The organism is Clostridia bacterium, from assembly GCA_012841935.1.
GTDB lineage: Bacteria > Bacillota > Peptococcia > DRI-13 > DTU073 > DUTS01.
The window spans coordinates 1-13,278 of the sequence record DUTS01000021.1; the positions used below are offsets into that span (position 1 = coordinate 1).

Annotated in this window: 10 protein-coding genes; all 10 read left to right on the forward strand. The window is 38.5% G+C overall.

The window, feature by feature from the left end:
• On the forward strand, positions 1-2,741 hold a 2,741-nt coding region (locus GX687_01225; GenBank protein HHX96072.1), incomplete at its 5' end, for a hypothetical protein.
• 39 nt (positions 2,742-2,780) lie between these two features.
• A complete protein-coding gene (locus GX687_01230; GenBank protein HHX96073.1) occupies positions 2,781-3,437 on the forward strand; it encodes a hypothetical protein in 657 nt (218 codons plus the stop codon).
• A 33-nt stretch (positions 3,438-3,470) separates the two neighbouring features.
• Complete coding sequence (locus tag GX687_01235) at positions 3,471-3,689, forward strand: hypothetical protein (protein ID HHX96074.1); 219 nt, start codon at positions 3,471-3,473, stop codon at positions 3,687-3,689.
• A 34-nt stretch (positions 3,690-3,723) separates the two neighbouring features.
• On the forward strand, positions 3,724-5,316 hold the full coding sequence (murJ, locus tag GX687_01240; GenBank protein ID HHX96075.1) for a murein biosynthesis integral membrane protein MurJ: 1,593 nt from the start codon (positions 3,724-3,726) through the stop codon (positions 5,314-5,316).
• Between the two features lie 64 nt (positions 5,317-5,380).
• Complete coding sequence (gene lepA, locus GX687_01245) at positions 5,381-7,183, forward strand: elongation factor 4 (protein HHX96076.1); 1,803 nt, start codon at positions 5,381-5,383, stop codon at positions 7,181-7,183.
• A 3-nt stretch (positions 7,184-7,186) separates the two neighbouring features.
• Entirely contained in the window at positions 7,187-8,323 is a 1,137-nt protein-coding gene (gene hemW, locus GX687_01250; GenBank protein ID HHX96077.1) for a radical SAM family heme chaperone HemW, read from the forward strand.
• 100 nt (positions 8,324-8,423) lie between these two features.
• Positions 8,424-9,458 carry a heat-inducible transcription repressor HrcA gene (gene hrcA / locus GX687_01255; GenBank protein HHX96078.1) on the forward strand — a complete coding sequence of 345 codons (1,035 nt, stop codon included), beginning with the start codon at positions 8,424-8,426 and terminating at the stop codon, positions 9,456-9,458.
• A 2-nt stretch (positions 9,459-9,460) separates the two neighbouring features.
• Positions 9,461-10,993 carry a chaperonin gene (locus tag GX687_01260; GenBank protein ID HHX96079.1) on the forward strand — a complete coding sequence of 511 codons (1,533 nt, stop codon included), beginning with the start codon at positions 9,461-9,463 and terminating at the stop codon, positions 10,991-10,993.
• A 17-nt stretch (positions 10,994-11,010) separates the two neighbouring features.
• Positions 11,011-11,532: a nucleotide exchange factor GrpE gene (gene grpE, locus GX687_01265; GenBank protein HHX96080.1), complete on the forward strand. Its 522-nt coding sequence runs from the start codon at positions 11,011-11,013 to the stop codon at positions 11,530-11,532.
• A gap of 38 nt (positions 11,533-11,570) precedes the next feature.
• Positions 11,571-13,278, forward strand: a 1,708-nt coding sequence (dnaK, locus tag GX687_01270; GenBank protein ID HHX96081.1) for a molecular chaperone DnaK, incomplete at its 3' end; no start/stop codon positions are given.

Sequence of the window (13,278 nt, forward strand, 5' to 3'; positions counted from 1 at the left end):
ATGAACATGATAGGGAAATAAGAAAAGCAATACGTGAAGATAGAGGTATGGGTAGTCGAAGTGGTACTCCTCTTAGGAAGGATTCGGGAAGGTCAACACGTCCAAGTACTAGTACTACTGGTACCGCAAGAACAACTACACCACGTCGGGATATTCCCAGTCGTTATGAACATGATAGGGAAATAAGAAAATTAATTCGTGAAGATACAGATGTTCAAATTAAAACAAAGGAACGTACAAAAAAGAAAGAAAGAGATACGGGGGAAAGAAAAAGGCGGCGGGCAAGGAGCACCTCTGGAAATATTAGGCGACAGAGGATTAGACAGGTACCAGGTACAGTAGATCGCGGGTTCAGACCGAAAAGACGAGGTGGGGTAGATAGTAGAACTGGTGAGGTTATAGGGAGAAGAAGAAGGGGCGATAAAAGAGTACGAAGGGCGATTGGTAAGAATCTGAGAACAAAACGTGCGGCCTTTAGGGCCCGAAGGTTTGGCAGATTTCAAGGGTTTAGCAAGGTACTTATGGCCAAAAATATTGCTTCTGTATGTTTAGCGAGTAAATTGGCAAAGCTTGGTGCCTTTGGGGGAGTGGCACTACGGGGTGTTGGTTATGCTAATTTAGCAATTGGTGTGGCTACGGCGGATCCAATTGCCATTGGGATAGCGGGAGTGGCCGCCTATAAATATTACAAAGTCACTAAACAGGCTCGGGAAATTGCCCGTTTGACTAAAATGATGGAGGATGCGGCAGAGGCGGGACTACATGGTGTAACCGCAATGTATAACAAGGAAATTGAAAAGATTATGGCCCGGGGTACAGGAAGATTAAGTCAGTTGGCGGGAAAAGTTTTTGCACCCGCTTTTTGGGCTGGTTTACGTATCCATAATCTTGCCGAAGGTGATCCGGTTGAAATTACATTGACCGGAGTAGATGCCACACGTTTGGGTGCAAAAGGATCAAAGAAAGTATATCATTTTGCATCTGGAAGAGGGCTGGAGTTTTTAAGACCCCATATTATAAAAGTTGACCAGTTCTTACTACAAAGATCGCCTTTTTACGGTTATTTGCGTCAAGGGGCTGGTAAAACTTATCGGATTGTAAGTTCTGGGGCTAAATATGCTTATCGTGTGCCTAAAGTATTAACCGGTTATACTTGGGAAGTAAGTAAACAGGCGGCAATGGAAGTTCTTTTACGGATGAAGGGAACACATACCTATCGAATTTTATCTAGAAGTTATCAGGTTGGACAACAAGCTACAGGATTAGTAAAAGGTACTTTCCAAATAGGTAGGGCTGGTGCTTTAAGGGCTTATCGTATGGCCACTGCTCCCTTTAAATTTGCTAGTAAGTTAGTGGGGGAATCCGCTAAAATGGCGATACGTGCAATGATGCAATTGGCACGTATGATTGCTACTAAGATAGTTATGGCCATTATTTCGGCGGCAAGTAAGTTAACTGCCTTTGTGGTGTCATTATTTAGTTGGCCGGTGCTTTTGGGTATAATTGTAGCATTTATTATTATTGTAGTCCTTTATGTTTATACATCAACGATTCTTCCTTCTGGTGCAGTGATGTCGGAAGAGGATAATTATATGTTGTATCGGGATCAGGTAGCCTGGCTGGACGAGGAATTTATGGAAGAAATTCAAAAGATAAAAGCGGAAAAAGAGGCTATGCGTAGAAGTGGTTGTCGAAGGAGGTTTTCCTTTTATAATGCGGGTGTGCATATTGTTTATAAGAATTTCACGCCAGATAATCATCAAGTAAAGACTGATTGGCAATCTATTTTGGCCTTATCAGCAGTAGTTCATGAACAAGATATTACTTATGCAGCACATGAGCAGGAGTTTGTTGAACAGGTTCATAAAAAGTTAAATTACATTAAAATTGTAGAGCATCGGAATATACCTTGTCCATGGAAAAATAATTGTATGCCTTATCAAGTTTGTCGTACAAGATGTTCCAATGGAGGATGTACCACTTATTGTTATACAGTACCTTGTTGCCCCGGACACTATAGATTGGACATAGAGGTTTATATTTTCTCCTTATTTGACTTAAAAGAGTTAAAGGCCGCCATTGATCAAGGACAAACTAAAGAAGAATTTCTGGAATGGCTGAATAACAATCCAATAGAAAATCCCGATTTATTGGTTCATGATTATATTAAAAAAGAGTATATTGAATGGTGGGAGCATTTGGCTACCAGTGATTTAAACGAAATTTATCCCGGGGTTTATAATAAACAAAGGGGAGTCCCGGGCTTGCCGGTAAGTTGGGGTACAAAATGGCCACTACCGCCTAAGTTTCCGGTTCCTCAAGATTGGTGGGGTTGGCGTGTTGTAAATAAGGTGCCAGGATATACTGAAGGGGAAACTGAAGAAGCAGCGATTTATAAATATTATGAGCCACCGGAGGATCCACCGGATGGTCTGCCAGATGAATATCCTGATGATTGGCCCTATCCGCCCACTTGGCCACCACCATGTGATTGGGCCCCATTTCCGGAGGGGAATGATGTCAGATCTTCACATGAAGTTCCGGAAAATCCGCCACCGGGATTACCAAATGATTGGCCACCCGATATTCCCTATCCTCCAAGTTGGCCACCACCTGATGATTGGTATTTGTATGAAGTTGGTGATGATTCATCATCTAGTTTAGCGGATAAAATAAAGAAATTGTGGGAGTCTTTGGAGGAAGAGGAGGAGGAAGAGGAAATTAAAATAATTATTGAATAAGGGATAGTTTTTAAGTTTAGGGTGAAAGAGGGGAAAGTAATGGGAAGTTATAAAGGAGTATTTAGCCTAATAATTACAGTGATTTTGCTAGTTAGTTTGGTTTGCTGTACTTATGCTGAAGAAGAAGTGGGAATGGGCTATGTAACGGTTATGGCTAATGTACCTGCAGATTTCACATATTCTTTATCTTTGCATCTGAAACATCGGGATAGTAATGAGGAGTATACAATTATTGTGCCTGCGGAAGAAGGACATTTAGCTAAGGCAAAAGTACAATCTGGGGTTTATTATACACTAGTGGATGTGGTTACAGGAGGAGATCAGGTTTATTGTCCTACTTGTGAGGGCCTAGAACCTCACCGATTTGAATATGCTGGTTTTCTTGTAGTGGAACGAGATTATGATAATTTGTTTGAAATTTTTGTGATAGATCCTGAAGATGAAGAAGCAACAGTTGAACAAGCGGTTGAGGAAAAACCTAAGGCGGTGGAAAAACATTGGGAACCAAGAGATGAAGAACCTAAAAAGAGTATAATAGAAAAAGTTGCAGATTCAATTGGGGAAGAAAGTGAGGAAAATATTAAGCCGAGGGAAAGTTTGGGTAAAAGATTAATTAAGAAGAACTTTTTTACTTTGATAATGTTATTGGCATTATGTGCGGTTTCAGTTTATATTGAACTGCAGAGGAGAGTTTAGACGCGGCTGTTGCCGCGTTTTTTTTTGTCTAAAATGGGGAAATTTAAGGTAGGGGGTGAAATAATTGTGTATCGAAAAATGCTGGGTGTGTGTTTTTTTTTAGGAATAATGATGGTACTGGGTTTATTTATTGTCGCGGGAAATATGGAGAGGATTACTTTAAGGAATAAAGCTGATTTTTTTTCACTGGGTGAAAAACAAATCTGTTTTTTAGGTAGAAATTATTCTTGGGAATGGTTTTTTACTAAATAGACAAGGGGATAAACATCCTATAAAATGATGGGGGATGAAAGGGGGGGGTAGGGTGTCCTCTACTGGTAGGAAAGTTGCCAAGGCTGCGGGTATTTTAATGGTGGCCATGATTTTTTCGCGTATTTTGGGTTATGTACGCGATATGGTCATTTATGCTTATTTTGGGCAGAATAATCTGACCGATGCTTATAATGCGGCCTTTTCGATTCCTGATTTTCTATATTATTTATTGGTGGGTGGAGCCTTAAGTTCTGCTTTTATTCCCGTCTTTGCTGGTTATATTGCTACTGATGAGGAAGAAGAGGGCTGGCGAGTTGCCAGTACAATTTTTAATCTAGTAATTATTGTAATGTTGGGGGCAATTGTTTTAGGTCTCATTTTTACACCCAGTTTAATTCGTTTGTTAGTGCCTGGATTTAGTTCAGCAGATATTGCTTTAACGGTTAAAATGACACGGATTATGTTTTTACAAACTTTTTTTATGGCTTTAAACGGAATTTCAATGGGAATTCTGAATTCATATCAGCATTTTACAGCTCCGGCTATAGGTTCTGTTGTTTATAATCTGGGTATTATTTTAGGAGGTCTTTTTTGTTCACATTATTTAAAATTGGGAATTACGGGTTTTGCCATAGGAGTAGTTTTGGGAGCTATTTTAAACTTTTTAGTGCAATTACCGGCATTGTTAAAAATTGGCTTGCATTATCAGTGGATAATGGATTTAAAGCATCCTGGGGTAAAAAAAATTGGCACTTTACTTTTACCGGTTTTAATAGGTTTATCGGTAACCCATTTTAATCTGTTTGTTAATCAAAATTTGGGCTCTAATTTACCGCGGGGAATGATTTCCGCTCTACGGGTAGCTCAAAGGATTATGCAGTTGCCTATCGGAGTATTTGCTGTGGCTATTGCCGTGGCCGTATTTCCTACTTTAACTGGACAAGCAGCTCGAAAGGAAAGAGCAGAATTTAAAAAGGCGATGTCCCTAGGTGTGCGGACCATCTTTTTGATAACAATTCCGGCTGCGGTAGGGTTAATCGTTTTACGGGTGCCTATTGTGCGATTATTGTTTGAACAGGGGCGTTTTACATCTGAGGATACAGAAGCTACCGCTATGGCATTATTATTTTATTGTTTAGGACTATTTGCCTATGCGGCTTTACAGTTACTTAATCGAGTTTTTTATGCCCTACAGGATACAGTAACTCCGGTACTGGTGGGTATTTTTACGATTGTTTTAAATATTGTGCTTAATTTTGCTTTAATTGGGCCTTTAGGACATAAAGGACTGGCCCTGGCTTATTCTTTAGCTGGAATGGTAAATATGTTGGTTCTCTTTTTTGTTTTTCGTAAAAAGGCAGGACCTTTTGATGGCCGTAAAATAGTGCATTCTTTTCTTCTTACTTTGGGAATTTCCGGGGTAATGGGATTGGTAGTTAGGTTTACAGCCGGAAAATTGACCCTCTGGTTTGATTTGGCCACTAAAACAGGTCAATTATTACAAGTGGGAATTAGTATTTTGGTGGGAGTAATTGTTTTTGCTGGTTTGGTTTTTGTTTTAGATATGGAAGAAGGGGATTGGGCACGTCGTATTTTACTAAGGCGTTTTAAAAAGGCTTCTGGATAAGGCTTTGTTGTTTTTCAATAATTTCTGTTATACTAAAGGAGAAGTAAAAGTTGAGGGGAGATACATGAAGCAAAAATATATCCGTAATTTTTGTATTATTGCACATATTGATCATGGGAAATCTACTTTGGCTGATCGGCTTTTGGAATATACTGGGGCCTTGACTGAAAGGGAAATGACCGAACAGGTGTTAGATAAAATGGATTTAGAAAAAGAACGGGGAATTACCATTAAATTAAAGGCCGTAAGAATGAAATATCAAGCTGAAGATGGAGAAGAGTATTTATTTAATTTAATCGATACCCCAGGTCATGTGGATTTTACCTATGAAGTGTCACGCAGTTTGGCAGCTTGTGAAGGTGCCTTATTGGTTGTTGATGCTGCTCAGGGAATCGAAGCTCAGACTTTGGCTAATCTTTATTTAGCTTTAGAGCATGATTTAGCTATTATTCCCGTAATTAATAAAATTGATTTGCCAGGTGCCGAGCCGGAAAGAGTTAGAAAAGAAATAGAAGAGGTAATAGGTCTTGATGGGGAAACAGCTATTTTGGCTTCAGCTAAAGAAGGTAAAGGCATTGCGGAAATTTTAGAGGCAATTGTCAAACAAATTCCTGCTCCAGGGGGAGCAAGTAAGGCACCTTTGCAAGCCCTAATATTTGATTCCCATTTTGATGTATACAAAGGGGCCATTCCCTATTTACGTGTTTTTGATGGTTCATTAAAAAAAGGAATGCAAATTTCCTTAATGTCTACAGGTAAAACATTTGAGGTTACTGAAGTGGGGGTTTTTACTCCTGCACCACAAATAGTGGAAGAATTAACTGCTGGTATGGTGGGTTTTTTGGCGGCTTCCATAAAAAATGTACAAGATACTCGGGTAGGGGATACTATTACTACAGCTGCTAACCCGGCAAGTGAACCCCTGCCGGGTTATCGACAAGCTACCCCCATGGTTTATTGTGGATTATATCCTTTAGATACAGGTGCTTATGAAAATTTACGGGAGGCTTTGGAAAAATTAAAATTAAATGATGCCTCTTTGGAATTTGCTCCGGAAACCTCGGCTGCCTTGGGGTTCGGTTTCCGCTGTGGTTTTTTAGGATTACTGCATATGGAAATTATTCGAGAACGTTTGGAAAGAGAATATGATTTAGAATTATTGACTACAGCCCCTAGTGTTGTTTATCAAGTTTTAAAAACAGATGGTGAAATGATTTTGGTGGATAATCCTTTGGAGCTTCCCCCTTTACAAGAAATTGTGGAAATAGCTGAACCCTATGTACAAGCTACAATCATGGTGCCTAATGATTTTGTAGGACCAGTAATGGAGCTCGCTCAAGGTAAAAGAGGAAATTTTATTACCATGCAGTATCTTTCACCATTAAGAGTAATGCTAAAATATGCTTTACCTTTAAGTGAAATAATTTATGATTTTTTTGATCAATTAAAATCACGAACAAGAGGTTATGCTTCTTTGGATTATGAGTTTGCTGATTATCGTGTTTCACCTTTGGTAAAATTGGATGTTTTATTAAATAATGAAATTGTTGATGCTTTATCGTTAATTGTTCACCAAGAACAAGCCTACAGTCGAGGACGGGCTTTAGTTGAAAAATTAAGGCGTTTAATTCCGCGGCAAATGTTTGAGGTACCTATTCAAGCAGCAGTGGGGAATCGTGTTATTGCTCGAGAAACTGTCAAGGCTTTACGTAAAAATGTATTGGATAAATGTTATGGAGGCGATGTAACTCGTAAACGTAAATTATTGGAAAGACAAAAAGAAGGTAAAAAACGCATGAAGCAAATTGGTAATGTGGAAATACCTACGGAAGCATTTATGGCGGTTTTAAGTTTGGATGAGGAATAAATGATGAAATCTATAGGGATTTATATTCATCTGCCTTTTTGCCAGCAAAAATGTTATTATTGTGACTATCTTTCTTATGCCAACTGTAAAGAAGCTGAAGTAGAGGCCTATTTGTGGGCTTTAGTTCGGGAAATTAAACTTTATCGGCAGCTTTTAGGCAGAATTAAAGCTAAAAGTGTTTACTTAGGTGGTGGTACACCTACTTATTTAACAATTGAGCAGTTGACCAAATTATTTAATAGTTTGGAAGAAAACTTTGATCTGCCAAAAGGTATTGAAATAACGGTAGAGGTGAACCCAGGTTTTATAAATAAGGAAAAAGTATCTTTTTTATTTGCTCAAGGTTGTAATCGTCTTTCTATTGGTGGGCAAAGTTTTCGGGCCCGTGATTTAAAAATTTTGGGTCGTTTACATTCACCTAAAGATATTGAGCAAACTTTTGAACTAGCCCGTTGGGCTGGTTTTACCAATTTAAGTCTTGATTTAATGTATGGTCTTCCAGGACAAAGCCTGGCCCAATGGTCTGAAAATTTACGTTTGGCTTTAAAATTAAAACCAGAACATCTGGCGGTCTATCAATTGAAAATTGAACCAGATACTCCTTTTGGCAGGTTATGGGCAAGGGGACTTTGGGAAGCATGTACAGATGAACTGGCAGTTCTAATGTATGAAAAAGCGAAGCATTTTTTAGTCGAACATGGCTACCGGCATTATGAAATTAGTAGTTATGCTCTCTTGGGCAAAGCAGCAAAACATAATTCCCTTTATTGGTTAAATGAACCTTATTTGGGTTTAGGTGCCGGAGCAGCGGGATTTTTAAAGCAAAGGCGTTATCTTAATCAAGCCAAGCTTAAAGATTATTATGCCTTTTTAGAAAAAGGGAAATTACCTTTAGCTGAGTGGGAAGAAATTAATGAGGAATTAGCTCGAGCGGAAACAATGTTTTTGGGATTGCGTTTATTAAAGGGTATTGCTAAAGATACTTTTATAAAAAAACATCGTGTTCGTTTGGAGGATCATTATGCTGTAGAAATTAGTAAACTAAAAAAACAGGGTTTATTAAAAGAAACAGCCACACATTTAGCACTTACCGAAAAAGGTATTAGATTAGCTAATTTAGTTTGGTTAGAGTTCCTATGAAATCCGCTTTCTATATTGACAAAAAAAATATGAAATGGTATTTTAAAAGAAAGGCTTTAGCACTCAAGGTAGGTGAGTGCTAATAAGGGGGGGCGGGAAAATGAAAATGAATGAACGGAAGCAAAGAATTTTGGAAGCTCTGATTTTGGATTATATTGCGACCGGTGATCCGGTCGGTTCCCGCACGATAGCTAAAAAATATGATTTAGGGGTAAGTTCAGCTACAATTCGTAATGAAATGGCGGATTTAGAGGAATTGGGTTTTTTGAAACAGCCCTATACTTCTGCTGGTAGAATTCCTTCTCAATTAGGTTATCGTTATTATGTGGATTGTTTAATGGAAAAACAACCTCTGCCTTCTTCTTTAAAAAATTATATTCGGGCTACCTTGTTGGAAAGGGTAAGTGAAACTGAAACTTTGATCCAAGTAATTAGTCAATTGCTGTCACAGTTGACCAATTATACTGCTTTGGTAAGTACTCCTATGTTTACTAAAAATAGATTAGAACATATTCAATTATTACCTTTAGGTAGTAATAAATTTGTTTTGGTAGTAATTTTGGATCAGGGACATGTGGAACACTGTACTTTTGAATTGCCTTTTTCTTTAGGGGAAACTGAATTAAGGCATGTTTCCTTTGTTTTAAATAAATATTTACGGGGTTTGTCTTTGGGAGAATGGCAAGATGGGGTTTTGCATGTGATTAAACATGAATTGGCCCGTCATGAACATTTTTATCAACAATTAATGAAATTAATTGAAAAAATCCTCGCTTGGGAATATAATAGCAAAGTATATTTAGGTGGTACTGTTAATATTTTGGAACAACCGGAATTTAGTGATGTAAAAAAAGTAAAAAGTTTATTGGCACTTTTGGAGGAAGAAAAAATACTGCAAGAAGTTTTGGCTAGTGGTTCTGATGTAGGTATTACGGTTAAAATAGGTAAAGAAAATTATTATGAGGCTATGGAGCACTGTAGTTTGATTACAGCTACTTATAAGTTAAAAGGTAAGGTAATTGGTACCTTTGGTGTACTTGGTCCTACACGTATGGAATATGCCAAGGTAATTAGTATTGTTGAGTTTTTAACAATGGTTTTGACAGAAAAGTTGTGTAAGGTGGAAGGGGAATAGGGATGGTTAATGCAAAACAGGAGGCCTGTTCAGAAACCGGGACGACGGCTTTAATTACTAATGCTCAGGCGATAGCGGTTGTTGCTCAGGCGGTGGAAAGTACTTTGGGACCTAAGGGATTAGATACAATGTTACTTGACCGTTTTGGTGATGTAATAATTACCAATGACGGTATTACTATTTTAAAAATGATGGATGTTGAGCATCCTGCTGCACAAATGTTAATTAATTTGGCTGCTGCTCAACAAAGGGAAATAGGTGATGGTACGACAACTGCTACTCTCTTGGCCGGAACTTTAGTTAGTGAAGGTGTTAAGCAAATTAGAAAAGGTGTACCTATTATAAAAGTGATTGCCGGAATTGTCGCTGGGATAGAAAAGGCATGCCAAATTTTACAGGAAAAAGCCATTTCTTTAACTACAGAGCAAGAGTCATTATTATTTGATACGGCACAAATAGCGGCACGGGGTAATGCTGATATCGCTAATTTAATTTGTAAGGCTTTTTCTTTTTTTGATTCGAAAACTTTAGCTGAACCTACTTTTAAACTTACTGAGCATGTTCAGGCTGTAAAAGGGGCAGGTAATCAAGTTGTTTCCGGGGTAATAATTAATAAATTGCCGCTTAATGAAGAAATGCCCCGCAGTTTAAAAAATGCAAAGGTTTTAATCATTGATGATACTTTGGCACCAGAGGAAATAGTGGGTGATGCTTTACATACTGAAATAGGTTTTCAAGAACAATTAAAACTGGAAAAATTATTTCGGGAAAATCTTGATAAAATTATTAGTTTAGGTGTGAATTTAGTTATTGTAGACCGTGGGATAACTGAGCTTGCAGAAGAAGTTTTTACCACGGCCGGGATGCTGGTTTTACAAAGGGTATCCCATAAAGAATGGCGGCGTGCCGCAAAATTTGCGGGTGCTAGAGCCTTGAAAAAAACTGCTTTAAATCAGCCAGCAAATATTTTAAATCAATATTTAGGTGTAGTAGCCCAAGTCCAGGTAGTAGAGGAATTAAAACAGGTTTATCTTATGGGTGGGCAGGGAAAACCTCAAGCTACTATTTTAGTCGCTGCAGCTACCGAAGAAGTTGTTGCTGAAAGGGAAAGAATTGCCAAAGATGCCGCAGCTGCTTTACAAGCTGCTTTAAAGGGGGGAGTAGTACCTGGAGGGGGAGTAACAGAATTGGCCGTAGCCCGGGAATTACAAAAATATCGGCAAGAAGTTTCCGGGATGGCGGTTTATGGCTGGGATTGTGTATGTCAGGCTTTACAAAAGCCTTTTATGCAAATTGTGGCTAATGCTGGTTTTAATGCCTTGGAAAAATTAGGTGAAGTAAATGCTGCCCAGTTAAATACTGGCAAAAGTTCTTTGGGAATAGATTGTGAAAGTGGTGAAATTGTGGACTTGGCATCTTTAGGGATTTATGATCCGCTTTTAGTAAAAATAAAGGCTTTACAAACGGCATCAGAAGTGGCGACAGCCATTTTGCGTATAGATACGATTATCAAAAAAAAAGAAAATGAAGGTTAGTGAGGTGGGTAAGTAGGTTGTCTGAACAAGAAATTAAAAAAGAAGAAATTGCGGAGCCGGAAGAGAAACAGGTTAATTTAGAAGTGTGTTTAGTGGAAAAAGAAGAAAAAATATTGGAATTGGAAGATAAACTGCTTAGACTGCAGGCGGAATTCGCTAATTATCGTAAACGAACTTCCCGTGAGAAAGAAAATTTAATTACTTATGGGAGTTGTAGGCTAGTAGAACAATTATTACCAGTTCTAGATAATTTAGAACGGGCGATGTCTGCTTTAAATGAACAAGATGAAAAAATACAGCAAACTTTTCTCGGTTTAAAAATGATTGCTGAACAGTTTGTGGAAATACTTTTTCAGGTGGGGTTAAAACCTATTGAAGCGGTGGGCAGTGAATTTGACCCTTATTATCATGAGGCGGTAGAGCAAGTATCTGCCGAAGGGGTGCCTAATAATCAAGTGGTTGCGGAAATTCGCAAGGGCTATTGTTTTCAAGATAAAGTTTTGCGAGTTTCTTTGGTAAAAGTAGCTAAAAATGAATAAAATAGTACTTGTTGCACATAGATAAGGAGGATGAATTTATGAGTAAAGTAATAGGTATTGATTTGGGAACAACGAATTCTTGTGTTGCTTGTATGGAGGGGGGCGAGCCAGTAGTTATCCCCAGTTCCGAAGGTAGTAGAACAACTCCCTCTGTAGTTGCTTTTTCTGCAGCTGGAGAAAGATTAGTAGGTCAAGTAGCCAAAAGACAGGCGATAACTAATGCGGAACGTACGGTATTGTCCGTAAAAAGGGAAATGGGATCTGATTATCGGATAAAACTTGGGGAACAGGAATATACACCACAAGAAATTTCGGCTATGATTCTGCAAAAAATGAAAGCTGATGCCGAAAGTTATTTGGGTACTAAAGTTACCAAAGCCGTAATTACTGTTCCGGCTTATTTTAATGATTCTCAACGTCAGGCCACTAAGGTTGCCGGTACTATTGCGGGTTTAGAGGTGCTGCGGATTATTAATGAACCAACTGCGGCTGCCTTGGCTTATGGTATAGAAAAAGAGGAAGATCAAATTGTTTTAGTTTTTGATTTGGGAGGAGGAACTTTTGATGTCTCCATCCTAGAATTGGGTGACGGAATTTTCGAAGTTAAAGCCACCAGTGGCAATAATCGTTTGGGTGGAGATGATTTTGATGAACGCATTGTACAGTGGATGATAAAAGAATTTAAGAAACAAAATGGTGTAGATTTACAAGCTGATCGTATGGCAATGCAGCGTCTGCGGGAAGCAGCGGAAAAGGCTAAACATGAGTTATCTACTTTAATGACTACTACTATTAATTTGCCTTTTATTTCTGCTACTGATGCTGGTCCTTTACATTTAGATTTAAATTTAACGAGGGCAAAGTTTAATGAATTAACCGCCGATTTGGTGGAAGAAACAATGAAGCCTACCCGACAGGCATTAAAGGACGCTGACTTGAATGTTCGGGACATTGATAAAGTACTATTAGTAGGAGGTTCTACCAGAATTCCGGCAGTACAAGAGGCCATTAGTAAAGAATTGGGGCAGGAACCATTTAAGGGGATTAATCCTGATGAATGTGTGGCTATTGGGGCGGCTATTCAGGCTGGTGTTTTGGCTGGTGAAGTTAAAGATGTGCTTTTGTTGGATGTCACACCCTTATCTTTAGGTATTGAAACTTTAGGGGGAGTATTTACCAAATTAATTGAACGAAATACGACGATTCCTACTTCCAAAAGTCAAGTTTTTTCTACTGCTGCCGATAATCAAACCTCTGTAGATATTCATGTTCTTCAAGGGGAAAGGGAAATGGCTGCTTATAATAAAACATTGGGGCGTTTTCAACTTACCGGTATTCCACCGGCTCCCCGCGGGGTTCCCCAAATCGAAGTTAAGTTTGATATAGATGTTAATGGTATAGTTAATGTTTCGGCTAAAGATTTGGGAACTGGTAAAGAACAGGCAATTACGATTACTTCTACTTTGGGATTAAGTGACGAAGAAATTGAAAAAATGATTAAAGAGGCAGAGGCACATGCTAAAGAAGATCAAGAAAAACGTGAACAGATAGAAATAAAAAATCAGGCCGATAATTTAATTTATCAAACTGAAAAAACGTTAAAAGAAGCCGGGGATAAAGCCACCCAAGCGGAAAAGGATCGTATTAATCAAGCTAAAGAGGCTTTGGAAAAGGCTGTTAATGAGGAGCCAATCGAAGTAATAAAAAAGAAGATGGAAGCCTTAACTAATGAATTATATCCATTAA